The organism is Streptomyces sp. NPDC051109, from assembly GCF_044455885.1.
Lineage (GTDB): Bacteria > Actinomycetota > Actinomycetes > Streptomycetales > Streptomycetaceae > Streptomyces.
Map to the genome: position 1 here is coordinate 69,569 of NZ_JBITFF010000015.1, position 15,673 is coordinate 85,241.

The following is a 15,673-nucleotide window of genomic DNA, read 5'->3' on the forward strand; positions in this document are numbered from 1 at the left end:
ACGGCCAACTCCGGTCGCACACCGGTCGCATCCGGGTCACGAACGGTCGCACGGGGGCGGGGGCGTGCCGTGGGGCGGCCCGAACGCCCCCGACGAGACACCCCCTAGCCGGCGAGCGCGGCCCGGATCGACTCGTCGATCCCCGGGTGGCGGAAGGTGAAGCCGGATTCCAACAGCCGGGTGGGGCGCACCCGCTGGCTGCCGAGCACGTCCCCGGCGAACTCGCCCAGTACGACGCGCAGGGCGGGGGCCGGTACGGCGAACAGCGTCGGCCGGTGCAGTACGCGGCCCATCGCAGCGGTGACCTCGCGGTTGGTCAGCGGCTCGGGGGCGGTGAGGTTGAGGGGGCCGGAGAGTCCGGGGGTGTCGATGGCGTGCCTCAGGGCGGCGACCTCGTCGTGCAGGGAGATGAACGACCAGTACTGGCGGCCGTTGCCGAGCCGGCCTCCGATCCCCGCCTTGAAGATCGGGAACAGCTTGCCCCAGGCGCCGCCCCCGGCGGCGACGACCAGTCCGGTCCGGGCGAAGACCGTCCGTACGCCGGCCAGTTGGGCGGGGGCGGCGGCCGCCTCCCAATCGACGCAGACCTCGGGCAGGAAGCCCCGGCCGGCGGGGGCGTGCTCGTCGACGGCGCGGTCGCCGGTGTCGCCGTAGTAGCCGACGGCGGTGCCGCAGACGAAGACGGCGGGCGGCACGTCGAGCGCGGCGATCGCACGGGCCATGGCCGCGGTCCCCGCGACCCGGCTGTCCCGGATCTCCTTCTTGTACGCGGCGCTCCAGCGGCGTTCGCCGACCCCGGCCCCGGCGAGGTGGACGACGGCCCCGCAGCCGGCGAGCCCTGCCGGGTCGACGTAGCCGCGACGCGGGTCCCACTCGGCCTCGTCGGGCGCGGCGGGCGTACGCCGTACGAACCGCACCGCCTCGTGCCCGTCCTCCCGCAGGGACCGTACGAGGGCCTGGCCGATGAGCCCGCTGGAACCGGTGATGGCGATGCGCATGCCCCCACTATGCCGGTCCGCCGGGCGGCGGATCCGCCGCCGCCGCACGGGCCCGTGTCAGGACGCTCCCAGCCAGGTGCCGGCCGCGTAGGTGACGGCCATCGCCAGGGCGCCGCCCGTGACGTTGCGCAGGATCGCCCGGGCGGCCGGGGCTCCGCCCAGGCGGGCGCTGATCAGCCCGCACAGCGTCAGAGCCGCCAGCACCGCGGCCACCGTCACCGGCACCCGCTCCGACGGCCCCGGCAGCGCGATCGCCAGCAGCGGCAGCAGCGCCCCCACCGTGAACGCGACCAGGCTCGCGAACGCCGCGTGCCAGGGGTTCACCAGCTCGTCGGGGTTGATCCCGAGCTCCACCCGCGCGTGCGCCTTCAGCGCGTCCCGCTCCGTCAGCTGCACCGCCGCCTCCCGCGCGAGGTCGCGGCTCAGCCCCCTGGCCTCCAGCAGCCCGGTCAGTTCCGCCAGCTCCGCCTCCGGCTCCTCCGCCAGCTCCTGCCGCTCCGTCTCCAGCGCGGCCCGTTCCGAATCCCGCTGGGAGCTCACCGAGACGTACTCCCCCGCCGCCATGGACAGCGAGCCCGCCAGCAGTCCGGCCACCCCCGCCGCCAGGATCGACGCACGCGAGGTGGTGGCCCCGGCCACGCCCACCACCAGGCCGGCGGTGGAGATGATCCCGTCGTTCGCGCCGAGCACCCCCGCCCGCAGCCAGTTCAGCCGCGAGCCGATCCCCGCGCTCTGCTCCACCCCGCCCGTCCCCGCCCCGCCTGTCCCCGCTCCTCCGGCCGCCGCCCCGCCCGCTCCCGCGCCGCCCGCATCCGCATCCGTCACGGGACCACTGTCGGCGCCCGGACCCCGTACGGCCACCCGGCGGACCGGTCCGGCGTGCGCGCCCCCCGCCCGCGTACCAGGGTGGAGGGGTGAGACGCCGACGGGAGGAGCCTGGCTGGCTGCACGGGAAGCCGCCCCCGCGCTGGGCGCGGCTCGCGCCCCCCGTGGCCCTGGTGGTGCTGGTGTTCGCGCAGGCCGCCACCCCGGGCGACATCGAGCTGGGCTACTTCCTGGCCGGCCTGCCGCCGGTCGCGGCCTTCGCGTACGGGGCGGCCGGAACCGCCGTCTTCGCCGGGATCGTGCTGCTGCTGCTCGGTGTGTCCTCCCTCGGGGTCGGGCACGCCCAGGGCGCCGACCTGGCCACGGTGGCCGTGGTCGCGCTGCTGAGCGTGGTCATCGCCTGGGTCCGGCGGCGCCGCGACGCGCAGCTGGTCAGCGTGCGGACCGTCGCGGAGGCGGCCCAGATGGCGGTGCTGCCGCCGGTGCCGGACCGGGTCGGTCCGGTGCGCTGCGCCGGGCTGTACCGGGCCGCACAGCGCGGCACCCTGGTCGGCGGCGACCTGTACGACGTACGGGTCGGGCCGTACGGGGTGCGGGCGCTGGTCGGGGACGTGCAGGGGCACGGCCTGGCGGCGGTCGGCACGGTGGCCGCGCTGCTCGGCGCCTTCCGGGAGGCGGTGCTGGACGATCCGGAGCTCGCGGGGGTGGCGGCCCGGCTGGACCGCAGGCTGCTGGCGGACACCGGGGGCTCGGCGGCCCCGCCCGGCTCGGCCGACCCGCCCGGATCCACCCGATCGGCCGGATCGCCCGGATCACCCGAATCGACCGGATCAACCCGGCCGACGGCCCCCGCGGGATCGGCAGACGGGGCCGGGGAGCATCCGGAGCTGTTCGCCACGGCGCTGCTGCTGGAGTTCCCGCCCGGGCTGGACCTGGTACGGATCCTCTCGTGCGGGCATCCGCCGGCGCTGCTGCTCCGGGCTTCGACGGTCTCGGAGGTGGGGGTGGAACCGGGCCCTCCGCTGGGGCTGGGGCTGGCCGGCCCGGATCTGGCGGTGGTGACCGACGTCCCGCTGCTGCCGGGAGACCGGCTGCTGGCGCACACGGACGGGGTGACGGAGGCCCGCGACTCGGCGGGCGAGTTCTACCCCCTGGCGGTCCGGGTGCCGGCCCTGGAGCGGGATCCGGCGGGGCTGGTCGAGGCGGTGTGGCAGGACCTGGTGGAGTTCACCGACGGCGGCCCCCGCGACGACGTGGCCCTCCTGGTCCTGTCCCTTCCGGAGGCGTGATCCGAGGGCGCGGGGTCGCACCCCCGACCGGCGTCCGGCCGGACGCCGGTCGGGGGAAGGGCGGGGCTCAGGCTCCGTTGCTGACGATGAAGGCGCGGACCAGCTTGCACGTGACGTTCGACGGGCGGTGGATGCCCGTGCGGACCGCCATCGTGCGGATCTTCCGGTTGGTGGCGCGCCGGGCGTCGTACGTCCCCGAGTCGAGCAGGGATATCGCCAACCGCATCGCCTTCAGACGGCGGTTGTGGCTCTCGTACCACTCGCGGGGCAAGCCCGCCGGCAGCGGCTTCTTCTTGACGGGCTCAATGGTCGTGGCAGTGGCCATCTACAGCCTCCCAAACGGTAGTTGGCTTCCTGTCGTTCTCCCTCGATTTTACCGGGGACCACTGACAGAAGCCCCTGGCCAGACAGGCTCTGGCTAGGGTGGGGGCCATGGAGATCTGGATCAATCCCGCCTGTTCGAAGTGCCGTGCCGCGCTCACCCTGCTGGATGCCGAGGGAGCCGAGTACACGGTGCGCCGCTACCTGGAGGACGTGCCGTCCGAGGCCGAGATCCGCGAGGTCCTGGGTCGGCTCGGCCTGGAGCCCTGGGACATCACGCGCACGTCGGACCCGCTGGCGAAGGAGACCGGCGTACGGGACCTCCCGCGCGAGGAGACGGACGCGGCCCGGGGGCGCTGGATCGCCCACCTGGCGGCGCACCCCAAGCTCATCCAACGCCCGATCATCACGGCGGAGGACGGCACGGCGGTGGTCGGCCGCTCGGAGGACGCGGTCCGCGAGGCGCTGTCCCGGCGCGCCTGAGCCGCGCCCGCTCCTCATCTCGCCCTCACCTCCTCACCCCATAAGGTGTGAAACGAAGCAAAGGGGATGTACCACACCAGAAGGACCGCGCCGAAGGACAGCGATGACCGACGAGCAGACCCAGCCGGACCGACCGGACCAGCCGGACCAGCCGGACCAGCCGGACCAGCCGGGCGCACGGCACCGGCAGCAGCTCACCCGACCCCGCATCCCCCCGCCGCGCCGGGGTGCCGACTGGATGTTCGGCGGGGTCTACGGGACCGTGCTCGCGTCCGGCCTGCTGGCCGCGCTCGATCAGGCGGGCGACGAGTACACCCCGTTCTACGACGCGACCTGGGTAGTGGTCACCGCCGGCGCGGCCGCGCTCGCACACGGCTACTCGCACCACATGACCAGTCATCAGGCCGGCTCCGCCGCGCACCGGTGGCGGGTGCTCTCGCGGGCGCTGTGGAACGAGTGGCCGATGATCTTGGCCACCGTGCCCACCGTCCTGCTTCTGGTCATCGCCGGGATCGCCCACCTGGACTCCCACACGGTGACCGCCGTCGGGCTCGGCCTGAACACCGCGCTGCTGTTCGCGTGGGGCTCCTTCGTGGCCCTGCGCGTCGGCTACCGGCTCGGCTCGGCCCTGCTCATCGGCATGGCGGACGCCACCATCGGCCTCGCCATCATCGTGGCCAACGCGGTCATCAAGTAGCCGGCGGACCGCCCCGCCGCGCCCCGGCCCCTCAGGCCGGGAGCTGGGCCTCGGCCTCCGAGAGGATTTCCGTCAGGCGGGCCGCGAACCGCGCGTCGCGGGGGTCCGGCACGCCGGTGCGGGCGGCGATGAGCAGCGCGTCCAGGGCGCGCCCGTACGCGCCCGGCACATCGGTCCAGTTGGGCAGCGAGAACACGCCCTCGGCTCCGCGCAGCTCCAGACCCACCCCGGCCGCCGCCGTCGGCGCGCCCAGGCTGAGTACGGCCGTGCTCGCGGCGCCCGAGGCGTGCCGCAGGGCGAGCTGGACCACGTCGGAGGGGCCGCGGGTGGCGGTGACGGACGTGACGTCGCCGAGCACCGGGATGAGGACGGACAGGGCGTGCGGGCCGACGTCCCACAGCCCGCCCTTGGCCTTGCGCCAGGGCGAGGCCGCGTAGGCGCTGGGCGTGCCGTCGGGCGGGAACACGGCGCCGAGCCAGTGGGCGCTCGCCGTGAACCACCCCGAGCGGCCGGCCTGCTCGGCGACCCAGCCGGCGGCCGGCTCGGCGAAGCGGAGGGTGAGGAAGACGACGGAGGCCACGCCGTGCCGGGCGGCGGCGTCGGCCACGGCGCGCGCGTCCTCGGCGGTCGTGGCGACGGGCTTGTCGAGCAGCAGTTGGCAGCCCGCGGCGGCGGCGCGCACGGCCAGCGGGGCCTGTACGTCCGGCGGCAGGGCGAAGGCCACGACGTCACAGTCGGCGAAGAGCGCGTCGGGGTCTTCGTACACCTTCACGCCGTACTCGTCGGCCAGCTCGGCGGCGGCTTCGGGGCGGCGGCCCCACACTCCGGCGAACTCGGAGCCGGCGTGCGCGGCGAGGGCGGGGGCATGGGTGCGGTGGGCCCAAGGGCCGGTGCCCAGCAGGCCGACCCGGGGGCGGGCCGGCGGGCGGGGGAAGTCGATGGGGTCATCGGCCGAGGTCAAATCGCACGAAATGCTCACCTGCTCAGTCTGCCCCACTCGGACGGGTGTGCTGCCACCAACCCGCACAACCCACCCGACCTGCGGCGTAAACCTCGGTAACACGGGGTTCACACACGGGCAACGGAAGAGAAATCGCGACCGGGCACGCTGCGGGCTACACCGCAACGCACCGCAGTACGACAAGCACAGCGCAACGCACAGCACGACCAACGCAGCACCCGCAGAGTCTGCGCCGGAGCGACGCACCGAAGGATGGGGCCCGTGAGCTACAAGGCTGAGTACATCTGGATCGACGGCACCGAGCCGACGGCGAAGCTGCGCTCCAAGACGAAGATCCTGGCCGACGGCGAGGCGCTGTCGATCTGGGGCTTCGACGGATCGAGCACCAACCAGGCCGAGGGCCACGCCTCCGACCGCGTGCTCCAGCCGGTGTTCTCCTGCCCGGACCCGATCCGCGGCGGCGACAACGTCCTCGTGCTGTGCGAGGTCATGAACATCGACATGACCCCGCACGCGTCGAACACCCGCGCGCTGCTGCGTCCGGTCGCCGAGCAGTTCGGCGACCAGGAGCCGATCTTCGGCATCGAGCAGGAGTACACCTTCTTCGACGGCATCCGGCCGCTCGGCTTCCCGGTGGGCGGCTTCCCGGCCGCGCAGGGCGGCTACTACTGCGGTGTCGGATCGGACGAGATCTTCGGCCGCGAGATCGTCGAGAAGCACCTGGACCACTGCCTCGCGGCGGGTCTGAGCATCTCCGGCATCAACGCCGAGGTCATGCCCGGCCAGTGGGAGTTCCAGGTCGGCCCGGTCGGCCCGCTGGAGGTCTCGGACCAGCTGTGGATCGCGCGCTGGCTGCTGTACCGCACCGCCGAGGACTTCAACGTCTCGGCGACGCTGAACCCGAAGCCGGTGAAGGGCGACTGGAACGGCGCGGGCGCGCACACCAACTTCTCCACGAGGGCGATGCGCGAGGACTACCGCGCCATCATCACCGCGTGCGAGGCGCTGGGCGAGGGCTCGAAGCCGCTGGACCACGTCAAGAACTACGGCGCCGGCATCGACGAGCGCCTGACGGGTCTGCACGAGACCGCTCCGTGGAACGAGTTCAGCTACGGCGTCTCGGACCGCGGCGCCTCGGTCCGCATCCCGTGGCAGGTGGAGAAGGACGGCAAGGGCTACATCGAGGACCGCCGCCCGAACGCGAACGTCGACCCGTACGTGGTGACCCGCCTCATCGTGGACACCTGCTGCACGAGCCTGAAGAAGGAGGGCCTGGTCTAGGCGACCCGGCCCTCCCGCCCCGCGCCGCTCCTGCGACGCGACGCCCGTCGAGCCCCTGCGGCCCGGCGGGCGTTGCGCGTTGCGGCGCCGCTCGCCGCTCGTCACGGTCCCGGTTACCGGAGGTCCGCTGGAGAGGCTCTCGCGGAATTTGAGATTCCGCTCCATCAGGTGAGACGGGATCTGCCCCGGGCCCCCTGTGTCTGCTTCAATGACGCCATGGCCAGCCACTCACACACCTCGAACGGTCGCAGCGACCTAGAGCCGTTCTGGCCCTCCCGTCAGGATCACGATTTCGACCGGGTGTGTTGCCGCGCGGAGAACGCGCCGGCCCTCTAAAGCCTTTCGGGATCCGCCAAGAGAGCTCCCCCGAGGCCTTCGGTCTGCGCGGTACGCGATGACGTACGTACGTCTCCTGCCGGCCACTTCGCGTGAAAGAGCTGACCACTCATGTCTCACACCCGTTCCCTGACCTCCGCCGCCTCCGCCGCCTCTGGCGCGACCGCTGCGAACGCGCCCCTCGCCTATCCGCCCAGTCCCCGCCACCGGCTGCGCGCCGTGGACCGGCACGAGGCCGCCCGCGTGGTCGACCTCCTGCCGCCCGGCGCCACCTGGCTGCCCGCGCCTCAGCACGCCGTGCCGACGCTGCCGGGCCAGCCGCCGATGGTCGGCTACCTGGTCCTCGTACCGGCCGGGCCTGACGATCTGCAGCCGCCGATCGCCTTCGCCCCGCAGTCCGTTCCCCGGCCCCCGGCCCCCGCCCCCGCCCCCGCCCCCCAGCAGACCGCCGCCGGGGACGGGCTCGTCCGCATCGACCCGGCCCAGCGCACCGCCGAGGTCGACGGCCGGGTACTGGACCTCACGTACCTGGAGTTCGAGCTGCTGGCCCATCTGGTGGCGCACCCGCACCGGGTGCACAGCCGCGACCAGCTGGTGACCACGGTCTGGGGCTACGGCCACGTCGGCGACGGCCGGACCGTGGACGTCCACGTCGCCCGCCTGCGCCGCAAGCTGGGCGCGGCGCACCGCGGCGCGATCCAGACCGTGCGACGCGTGGGCTACAAGTACGCGCCCTGAGCAGACGGTCGGCGGGCCCGCACTCCGAGGAGGAGTACGGGCCCGCCCGCCTGCGGGCTACGCCGCGCGGCGCGCCGCGACCGCCCCCAGCAGCACGTCGATGGCCAGGAACGCGACCAGGCTGATGCCGAGCAGCGGTACGAACCAGCCGACCACCGCCGTCACGGCGGCGAGCGGGAGCAGCATCGTCAGCGGCACCTTGCGCCAGGCACCGCGCGGCTGGGCGCGGCCGGCCGACAGGGCGCGGTTCTTGGTGGGACGGCGCAGCCACCACATCCGGTAGCCCCAGAAGACCAGGAACATCACCGCGACCGCGAGCGCGCCGAGCGCGATCTGGTTGGCGAGTCCGAAGGTCTTCCCCATGTGCAGGTCGATGCCGAAGCGCGTCAGCTGCGCGAGGACGGGGTAGTCGGCGAAGCGCAGTTCGTCCATGATCCGGCCGTCGGCGGGGTCGACGGCGACCGAGTCGAGGTGGACCGGCAGCTGCTTATCCTGCTCCTTGATCACGTATCCGTTGCCCTTGGCGGGCAGGGTGACGCGGAGCTCGTGGCTGACCCCGGCGGCGCGGGCGGCGGCCACGGCCTTGTCGATGCCGATGTCCGCGGTGGGCGGCGCCGCGGGCATCTCCATGCCCTCGGTCATGACGTGCCCGGTGTGTCCGGCGTGTTCGCCGGAGCCGGCGCCCGAACCGGGGGCGAGGGCCGCGGACAGCGAGGGAGTGGCGCCGCCGAGCCCGTCCTGGAGCTGCCCGATGTTCTCGCCCGCGTACTTCGACCAGGTCAGGCCGGTGGCGGAGAGCGCGACGAGTCCGGTGACGGCCCAGAGGCCGACGGTCCCGTGCCAGGACAGGGTCTTGCGCCGGCCGGCGGCGGCGCGGTCGGGCAGCACGAGCAGGGCCTTGCGGGAGCGGCGGCGGCCGATCCACAGGGCGAGTCCGCCGAGGGCGACGACCCACAGCCAGCTCGCGGCGAGCTCGCTGTAGTTCCGGCCGAACTCGCCCAGCCGGAGGCTGGAGTGGAACTCGCTGAGCCAGGCGCGCAGCGGCAGTGCGTCACCTTCGGTGGTCAGCTGTCCGTTGACGTGGGCCGTGTACGGATCGACGAACACGGTACGGGTCCGGCCCTCCCCCAGCCCCGGAACCTCCATGATCACGCGGGTGGTCGCCTCGGGGTCGGGCGCGGGCCACACACCCACGACCTTCCCCTCCGGCACGGTGGCCCGAGCGGCCGTCAGCTGGGCGCTGAGCGGCACGGTGCTCCCGCCGACCCTGGTGACGGTCAGCTCATCGGCGTAGATGATCTTCTCGGCCTGCCAGGAGGCCGCGTACAGCAGGCCGGTGGCGGCCGCGAGGAAGAGCAGGGGGGCGACCAGGATTCCGGCGTAGAAGTGCATGCGCAGGAGCAGCGGCCGCAGGGCGGCCCAGGCTCCGGGTTCCGAGGACGCGGCGGGAACCTCGGGGGTGGCGGGGGTGGCAGGTGTGGCGGTTCTTGCGGTGGCGTCCGGGGTGCGGACGTCCTGGACCTCGTCAAGGGACATGGGGAACCTCGCTCTTGGCGCGTGGGCGCAGACATGGGTGAACCGGCCCCAGGCCTCGCCCCCTCGCCGATGCGGGAGGTGCGCCTGTCGGTCAGACGGCGCGGGCAGGACGGCCGGGGGCCGTGGCGCGGGTGACGCGCCGCCCGGGCGGACCGCGGCGCACCAGGGCATGGGCGGGCACCGCTCCGCGCAGCCCGCGCGGGGGTTCGTGGGAGGGGCGGGGTGCGGGCGGCGCCGGTACGGGGGCCACCCGGGCGCGGAGCAGCGCGAACGCGCGGGCGAGCGGGCGGGCCGCCAGCAGCGCGGCGGCGCCGAGGACCGGGGCCAGCCGGAACACGGCGGCCTCGCCCCGGGCCAGCCAGGCGGCGCAGAACAGACCGGCGAGCACGTGCGCGGCGATCATGCCGAGGCCGCCGTGCCCGGCCACGTCGGCCATGTCGGCCATCCCGGACATGCCGTGCAGGCCGGCCGCGCCGTCCATGGCATGCGTACCGTCCATGCCGCCCATGCCGCCCATGCCGCCCATGCCGCCCATGGCACCCGTACCGGCGGCCCCGGCCGCGTCCGGCATCGCCGTGCCCGCCATGTGGTGGTGCCCGGGCACGGGCGCGGCGAGCGGGAGGCGCTTCGCGGCGGGTCCGCCGTGCCCCGCCTGGCTGCCCGAGAAGACCAGGTGCAGTACCCCTTGCACGGCGAGCAGCGCCGCGCCGATCCCGACGGGCCCGCGGCGGCGCCCGGCGGAGAGCCAGGCGAGCCCGCCCGTGACCGCGAAAGCACCCAGAAGGCCTATGAGGGGGATATCTTCACCAGACATGTACGAATGCCCCATGGCGCCCAATGCGGTGCACACCGCCGCGAACATCGCGGCCCGTGCGGTGCGCAACGGCGCAGAAGTTTCGAACATGGCGGGAACATGCTCGCACGGACCCCCCTTCCCCCCGCCGGAGGGCCGTATCCGATCATGACCGGATGAGTCCATTGCCATGGCCGGCGCCACCCGTCGGCGCGCTGTACGCGGGCGGGGTCCAGCTCGGTGCGTACGCACTGGAGCGGCGGGGGGCGGCGGAGCGGGAGCGCGTACTGCGGGGCTGCTCGACGAATGTCGACAATCTCGCCGCCGGCCGCTGGGAGACCCTGCTGAGCAGCGCCTTCGTCGTCGAGGAGCCCATGCCCCTGCCGTACGCGCTGCTGCTCGTCGCGGTCCTCGGGTACGCGGAGTACGCGTACGGGGCCTGGTGGACGGTCGGGGTGTTCCTCTTCGGGCACGCCGCGGCGACGCTCCTCGTCTTCGGCGCCCTGCGCGGGACGGCCGACGCCCCGACCCGGCGGGCCCTGGACGTGGGCACCAGCTACGGCTTCAACGCCGTGCTCGGCGCGCTGACCTCCGCGCTGCCGCGCGGCCCGGTCCGTACGGCCGCCCGGGTGGGGCTGCTGGCGCTCGCCGCAGGGCCGGTGCTCAAGCGGGAGCGGACCTTCACGGACGCCGGACACCTGGCGGCGCTGGGGATCGGGGTCGGGCTCTCCCTCGCTCTCGATTACCTATCCGGGACGAAACATCTGAAAATCGGGTGAATGCACACCACCTGCACCACCTGCACCACCCGTACCTGCACCACCCGCACCGCCTGCACTGCTTGAACCGCCCGCACCACCTGAACCACCCACGCCGTCCGCTCACCGCTGGAGCCGCCACGATGACCACGACCACCCCCTCCACCACCGTCGCCAACCTCCGCGACCTCGGCGGCACCCCCCTCTCCGGCGGCCGTACCGTCCGCCCCGGCCTGGTGCTGCGCTCCGGCCAGCTCGACCGCCTCGACGTGGACGCCGACCCGGTCGTGGCCGCGCTGGGCCTGCGCACGGTCATCGACTTCCGCACCGACGCCGAGCGCGCCGGCCACCCCGACCGCATACCGCAGGGCGTCCGACTCCTGGTCGGCGACGTCCTCGCCGACCAGCTGAGCTCCGGGAAGATCCCGGCCGCCACGCAGCTCAAGGACCTGCTGTCCGACCCGGCGAGGGCGGAGGAGCACCTGGGCGGCGGGAAGGTGAAGGCGCTGTTCGCCGACACCTACCGGTCCTTCGTCTCCACCGCTTCCGCGCAGGCCGCGTACCGGACCCTGCTCACCGAGCTCGCGGACCCGCAGGCCGGCCCGCTGCTGTTCCACTGCACGGCGGGCAAGGACCGTACGGGCTGGGGCGCGACCATCCTCCTGTCGCTGCTCGGCGCGGACGACGAGACCCTGATGGCCGAGTACCTCTCCGTCAATCCGGCGGTCAAGCAGGCTTTCGCACCGATGATCGAGGGCTTCACCGTCGCCGGCGGCAACCCGGACATCGCGCTGGGCCTGATCGGGGTGTTCCCCGAGTACCTGCAGGCGGCGCTCGAAGAAGTGGGCACGCGCTACGGCTCGATGGAGAAGTACGTGCGCGAGGGTCTCGGCGTCCCGGACGAGGCGGTCGAGGCGCTCCGCGCCCGCCTGACGGCGTGACCGCATGACGCTCTGACCCGAACGTGCGACCTGGGGACGGGTGACCATCCGACGATTCGCTCGTTCTGCTGAACGTGACTGCGCCGGACACCGCCACCCGCCCCCCGTCTCCCGTGCCGCCCGACGTCGAGCTGGCCGAGGCCGCCATCGTCGAGCACTACCCGCGGCTGGTGCGGCTCGCCTATCTGGTGCTGCCGCCCGCCCTCGGCCGCAACCGGCGGGTGCTCACCGCCCATTCGCTGGCCCAGCGGGCACTCCCGCGCGGGCGGCGCGGCGCCGCCGGTGCGGAAGCCGCCGCCGCAGCCGCCGCACCGGGCGGGGTCCCGGGCCAGCGCGGAACCCCGGGCGCCGATTCGGGGTACGCGTACGTGCGGCTGAGGGTGTTGCGCGCCGCTCTCGAGGCCGGGATTCCGCTGACTTTCCGGGCGCTGCCCCGGAGGGCCCAACTGCCTCCGCTGCTCCCCCAGGTGTGGGGGCTGCGGCTGTTCCCCCGCTCCGGCGGGGCCGAGGAGCTGGCCCTGGACCAGTGGCTGGCCACGCTCGACGGCCCCGGCCGGGCGGCCTGCGTACTGCGCGCCCTGGAGCGGCTGCCGGAGCCGGAGGTGCTCCGGGTGCTCGCCGAGGCCGGGGTCGCGAACCCCTCCGCCGCCGTCGCGGAATCGGGGGATCCGGCCAACGACGCCCTGTTCGCCTCACCCGAGTTCGATCCGTGCGTACTCCAGGCGCGCCCCACCGACCTGCTGCGCCGGCGCCGGTTCGGGCGTGCCGCCCTGGCCGCCGCGGCCGCCCTCGCCGTGTGCGGGGCGCTGCTCGCGCTCCCCGGCGGCGGCTGGGGCGCGGACGGGGCTGCGGCCCCGCCGTACGCCCTGAACGCGGCCGCGGAGCAGGCCCTGGATCCGGGCAGGCTGGTCCGGGTCGCGCCCACGGCCTGGCGTACGTCCTCCCGTACGGGCTTCTCCACCTGGCCCGCCCGCGGCGACCGCACCGACGACGCCGAACTGCTGCGCCGGGCGCTGGCCGTGTGGGCCCGGCCCGGCCCGGCGGTGGTCGCCTCGGCCACCCCCGGCACCCCGCCCGGTCCGCCGATGGGCCCGCCGCAACTGCTGTTCGCGGGCACCGTCGACCAGGCGGTCGTGGTCCTGCTGTACGACGGCCTGCGCGTGGTCCGGTACGCCGAACCCCGCACCGGGACCTCGGTCGCCGCCCTCGACTTCGCCCGGACCGACGCGGCCTCGGGGGAGAGCGCGACCGCGCTGGTGCTGAGCCGGGTCGACGGCAACGTCCGCTACCTGACGGCGCCGTGGGTCACCGGCGCGGGGCTGCGGGACCTGCTCAAGCCCGGTGAGGCCCCGGCGACGCTGAAGCTGGGGCAGGACGGGGTCACCCCGCCGGTGGCGAGTCCGGCCCCGGCGGGCCACTGCACCGGCTGGAACGCCCTGGCCCTGACCGGGGGCGGTGCCACCCGGCTCGTCACCGACCTCGGCGAGCTGACCGCGGCCCGGCTGACCTCGGGTGCGCCGGGCGCGGAGCGCGACGTGGCGGAGGGGGCGGAGCTCGGCGACTGGTCGCGGATCGCGTGCCTGCTGCCGTCGGTCCGCTCGCACGGTGTCCGCAGCGTCAACGCCTGGACGTACGCGAGGCAGTCGCTGCCCGAGGGCGACGGCACGGCGACCTGGCTGTGCACCCGCGCCGAGACCTGGGCGGGTACGGAGGACCGGGTGCAGGCGCAGTTCCTGGCTCCGGGCGCGCCGCTGGCGGCGCAGGCGGCGAAGGCGGAGGGCTCGCCGGCGTGCGGGGCGCGGGAGCCGCGGGTGCTGGCGGGCGTGCTGTGGAAGTCGAAGGCCGGCCAGTGGTACGTGCTGGCGGCGGGCAGTGCGCAGTTCGCGTCGCTGTCGGTGTCGGGCGGCGGGGTGAACGGGTCGGGGAACGGCAACCGGCTGGCGGTGAAGGCACCGGCGGGGGCGCAGGTGGAGCTGGCGGGCAAGCTGACGGACGGTACGAAGGCGGGGGTGCTCCGGTAGTTGCACGGCGTTGGGTGAATCTTCAACCGTCAACAACGGCTGGGGAGTTGGCGGGATCCAGACATGACTGCCACCGCATGAACATGGCATGATCGGATTCCGGTTACCACGCGGTAACCCCCCACACCCCTCACGTACCGAAGGTTCACCCACGTGCGCTTGCTCGCCCGACGCCTCCTGCTGCCCGGACTGACCACCCTGGCGCTCACCGCCACAGGCTGCTCCTCGGCCCCGCACACCGCCGCCACCGACGCGGCCGCCCCCGCCACCCTCGCGCCCGCCGGCGACGGCACGTCGCAACAGCTCGACGTTGCCGCGGCCCCGCAGGGGACCCCCACCCCGGCCGCCGTGTCCCGCGCCGGCGGGAAGGGCAGGACGGAGCAGTCCTCGCTGAAGGTCGCCTCGTACGACCAGGCGAGCGGACGGGCCGTCATAGCCAAGGCCCCGCAGGGGCCCGCCCCGTCCTCCTCGCCGAGCAAGAAGCCCGAGCCGGGCAAGAAGCCGGATCCGGGCAAGTCCCCCGAGGCCGACAAGCCCGTCGCGGTCGGCGACGTCATCGCCAGCGCACCGGCGCCCGGCGCCCCCAACGGCCTGCTGGCCAAGGTCACCGAGGTCATCGGGAAGACCGACCGCGGCACCGAGGTCAAGACCGCCTCCACGACACTGGCCTCCGTCCTGAACGACGACAAGGCCGACGGCAAGGTCCCCGTCGACCCGGCGTCGGTCACCGTCGAGCCCCTGATGAAGGGCGTCACCTTCTCCTATGCCAAGAGCGGGGGCGTGAAGTTCGGCCCCGAGGGCGCGAAGCTGCCCCTGGGCAACCTGCGGCTCGACGTGAACGCCGCCGTGGACACCGCCCCGGACGCCCCCGCCTCGGCCGGCGCCTCGGTCTCCGGGTTCGTCCAGCTCGCCCCGCAGGTGGAGTTCTCGTACGACGGCACCCCCGGCGGCGGCTCCGGACCCCGCGGCGCCTTCCTCGGCATGAGCGGCGACTGGTCCTCGCAGTGGAAGCTCCAGGGCCGCGCCGCAGCGAGCACCGGAGCACCCAAGCGGATCCCGTTCGCCAAGCTGCACAGCGCCCCGGTCATCCAGGTCGGCCCGGTGCCGGTCGTGGTCAACCTCGACCTGACCTGCTACGTCCAGGTGGAGGCCGACGGCCGCGTGACCCTCGACGTCCAGCAGGACGTCAAGGGCGACTTCAAGATCGGCGGCAGCTACGCCCTGGGCAAGGGCTGGACGCCGGTCAGCCAGTCCAACGTCAAGAGCACGCCGGTCACCGCGACCGTGACCGCCACCGGCAAGGTCAAGGGTGCACTCGGCGCCGAGGCCTCCGTCGGCCTGTACGGGGCCGTCGGCGTCAGCGCGGACTTCGCCCCCTACCTGCGCGGCGAGGCGGACGCCAAGGCGAGCGCGTCCAGCGACGGCAAGACCTCCCTCAGCGGCGCGTGGGCCCTGTACGGCGGCTTCGACCTGAGCGGGAACCTGCACCTCCAGCTGTCCCTGTTCGGCACGCCGCTCTTCGAGCGCAAGATCCCGCTGGGCGCCCTCAACCGCGAGTGGGCACTCGCGAGCGGGCAGGCCGGGCGGTAACCGGACCCTGAAGTCCCCCGGCGCGGCGTGCCCGCCCGGGGGACTTCTGCGTGTCCAGGCGTGCACGGGCCGGAACTTGGTGGGCGCGGAGGGGTTTTCCTCTAC

At 74.2% G+C, this 15,673-nt stretch carries 15 protein-coding genes; 9 read left to right on the plus strand and 6 right to left on the minus strand.

Translation table 11 applies throughout. The features are described 5' to 3' along the window. Window positions 1-104 precede the first annotated feature (104 nt). Both ACIBAD_RS25800 and ACIBAD_RS25805 read right to left on the minus strand, forming a co-directional pair. Entirely contained in the window at window positions 105-998 is an 894-nt protein-coding gene (locus ACIBAD_RS25800; protein ID WP_134075152.1) for a TIGR01777 family oxidoreductase, read from the minus strand. A 57-nt stretch (window positions 999-1,055) separates the two neighbouring features. Next, window positions 1,056-1,739 carry a VIT family protein gene (locus tag ACIBAD_RS25805; protein ID WP_134075821.1) on the minus strand — a complete coding sequence of 228 codons (684 nt, stop codon included), beginning with the start codon at window positions 1,737-1,739 and terminating at the stop codon, window positions 1,056-1,058. A 173-nt stretch (window positions 1,740-1,912) separates the two neighbouring features. On the opposite strand from ACIBAD_RS25805, the gene ACIBAD_RS25810 reads away from it, so the two are divergent. Then, window positions 1,913-3,112 (plus strand): PP2C family protein-serine/threonine phosphatase, encoded by a 1,200-nt coding sequence (locus tag ACIBAD_RS25810; protein WP_134075153.1) that lies wholly within the window; start codon window positions 1,913-1,915, stop codon window positions 3,110-3,112. Between the two features lie 67 nt (window positions 3,113-3,179). Here ACIBAD_RS25810 and ACIBAD_RS25815 read toward each other — a convergent pair whose 3' ends face one another. Then, window positions 3,180-3,437 carry a hypothetical protein gene (locus ACIBAD_RS25815; protein ID WP_030156195.1) on the minus strand — a complete coding sequence of 86 codons (258 nt, stop codon included), beginning with the start codon at window positions 3,435-3,437 and terminating at the stop codon, window positions 3,180-3,182. Window positions 3,438-3,544: 107 nt separating this feature from the next. Between ACIBAD_RS25815 and ACIBAD_RS25820 the strand changes: the two genes are divergently transcribed. Both ACIBAD_RS25820 and ACIBAD_RS25825 read left to right on the plus strand, forming a co-directional pair. Then, window positions 3,545-3,916, plus strand: coding sequence for an ArsC/Spx/MgsR family protein (locus ACIBAD_RS25820; RefSeq protein WP_398908730.1), 372 nt, complete (start codon window positions 3,545-3,547; stop codon window positions 3,914-3,916). Between the two features lie 103 nt (window positions 3,917-4,019). Then, entirely contained in the window at window positions 4,020-4,613 is a 594-nt protein-coding gene (locus ACIBAD_RS25825) for a hypothetical protein (RefSeq protein ID WP_398908732.1), read from the plus strand. A 31-nt stretch (window positions 4,614-4,644) separates the two neighbouring features. On the opposite strand, the gene ACIBAD_RS25830 is transcribed toward ACIBAD_RS25825, so the two are convergent. Beyond that, window positions 4,645-5,586 carry a Gfo/Idh/MocA family protein gene (locus tag ACIBAD_RS25830; protein ID WP_398908855.1) on the minus strand — a complete coding sequence of 314 codons (942 nt, stop codon included), beginning with the start codon at window positions 5,584-5,586 and terminating at the stop codon, window positions 4,645-4,647. A 249-nt stretch (window positions 5,587-5,835) separates the two neighbouring features. Here ACIBAD_RS25830 and glnII point away from each other — a divergent pair, with 249 nt between their 5' ends. Then, window positions 5,836-6,855 carry a glutamine synthetase gene (glnII, locus tag ACIBAD_RS25835; protein ID WP_134075155.1) on the plus strand — a complete coding sequence of 340 codons (1,020 nt, stop codon included), beginning with the start codon at window positions 5,836-5,838 and terminating at the stop codon, window positions 6,853-6,855. 447 nt (window positions 6,856-7,302) lie between these two features. Further along, window positions 7,303-7,929 (plus strand): winged helix-turn-helix domain-containing protein, encoded by a 627-nt coding sequence (locus tag ACIBAD_RS25840; protein ID WP_398908734.1) that lies wholly within the window; start codon window positions 7,303-7,305, stop codon window positions 7,927-7,929. A 57-nt stretch (window positions 7,930-7,986) separates the two neighbouring features. Here the strand turns inward: ACIBAD_RS25840 and ACIBAD_RS25845 are convergent, their stop codons facing one another. After that, the gene (locus ACIBAD_RS25845; protein ID WP_134075156.1) at window positions 7,987-9,465 is read right to left on the minus strand and encodes a PepSY domain-containing protein; all 1,479 of its coding nucleotides are present in this window, start codon (window positions 9,463-9,465) and stop codon (window positions 7,987-7,989) included. Window positions 9,466-9,556: 91 nt separating this feature from the next. Further along, a complete protein-coding gene (locus ACIBAD_RS25850; RefSeq protein ID WP_398908737.1) occupies window positions 9,557-10,369 on the minus strand; it encodes a hypothetical protein in 813 nt (270 codons plus the stop codon). A 65-nt stretch (window positions 10,370-10,434) separates the two neighbouring features. Between ACIBAD_RS25850 and ACIBAD_RS25855 the strand changes: the two genes are divergently transcribed. The 4 genes from ACIBAD_RS25855 (at window position 10,435) to ACIBAD_RS25870 (ending at window position 15,568) form a co-directional block, all read left to right on the plus strand. Continuing rightward, complete coding sequence (locus ACIBAD_RS25855) at window positions 10,435-11,037, plus strand: rhomboid-like protein (RefSeq protein WP_134075157.1); 603 nt, start codon at window positions 10,435-10,437, stop codon at window positions 11,035-11,037. Window positions 11,038-11,159: 122 nt separating this feature from the next. Continuing rightward, complete coding sequence (locus tag ACIBAD_RS25860) at window positions 11,160-11,957, plus strand: tyrosine-protein phosphatase (protein WP_134075158.1); 798 nt, start codon at window positions 11,160-11,162, stop codon at window positions 11,955-11,957. Between the two features lie 74 nt (window positions 11,958-12,031). Then, window positions 12,032-13,978, plus strand: a complete 1,947-nt coding sequence (locus ACIBAD_RS25865) for a hypothetical protein (RefSeq protein WP_398908739.1) — start codon at window positions 12,032-12,034, stop codon at window positions 13,976-13,978. A 153-nt stretch (window positions 13,979-14,131) separates the two neighbouring features. Then, a complete protein-coding gene (locus ACIBAD_RS25870) occupies window positions 14,132-15,568 on the plus strand; it encodes a hypothetical protein (RefSeq protein WP_398908741.1) in 1,437 nt (478 codons plus the stop codon). Window positions 15,569-15,673 lie beyond the last annotated feature (105 nt).

Coding starts and splice junctions, on each gene's coding strand:
- ACIBAD_RS25815 (WP_030156195.1), bottom strand. CDS start 3,437: ATGGCCACTGCCACGACCATTGAGCCCGTCAAGAAGAAGCCGCTGCCG.
- ACIBAD_RS25820 (WP_398908730.1), top strand. CDS start 3,545: ATGGAGATCTGGATCAATCCCGCCTGTTCGAAGTGCCGTGCCGCGCTC.
- ACIBAD_RS25840 (WP_398908734.1), top strand. CDS start 7,303: ATGTCTCACACCCGTTCCCTGACCTCCGCCGCCTCCGCCGCCTCTGGC.
- ACIBAD_RS25800 (WP_134075152.1), bottom strand. CDS start 998: ATGCGCATCGCCATCACCGGTTCCAGCGGGCTCATCGGCCAGGCCCTC.
- ACIBAD_RS25860 (WP_134075158.1), top strand. CDS start 11,160: ATGACCACGACCACCCCCTCCACCACCGTCGCCAACCTCCGCGACCTC.
- ACIBAD_RS25855 (WP_134075157.1), top strand. CDS start 10,435: ATGAGTCCATTGCCATGGCCGGCGCCACCCGTCGGCGCGCTGTACGCG.
- ACIBAD_RS25850 (WP_398908737.1), bottom strand. CDS start 10,369: ATGTTCGAAACTTCTGCGCCGTTGCGCACCGCACGGGCCGCGATGTTC.
- ACIBAD_RS25825 (WP_398908732.1), top strand. CDS start 4,020: ATGACCGACGAGCAGACCCAGCCGGACCGACCGGACCAGCCGGACCAG.
- ACIBAD_RS25845 (WP_134075156.1), bottom strand. CDS start 9,465: ATGTCCCTTGACGAGGTCCAGGACGTCCGCACCCCGGACGCCACCGCA.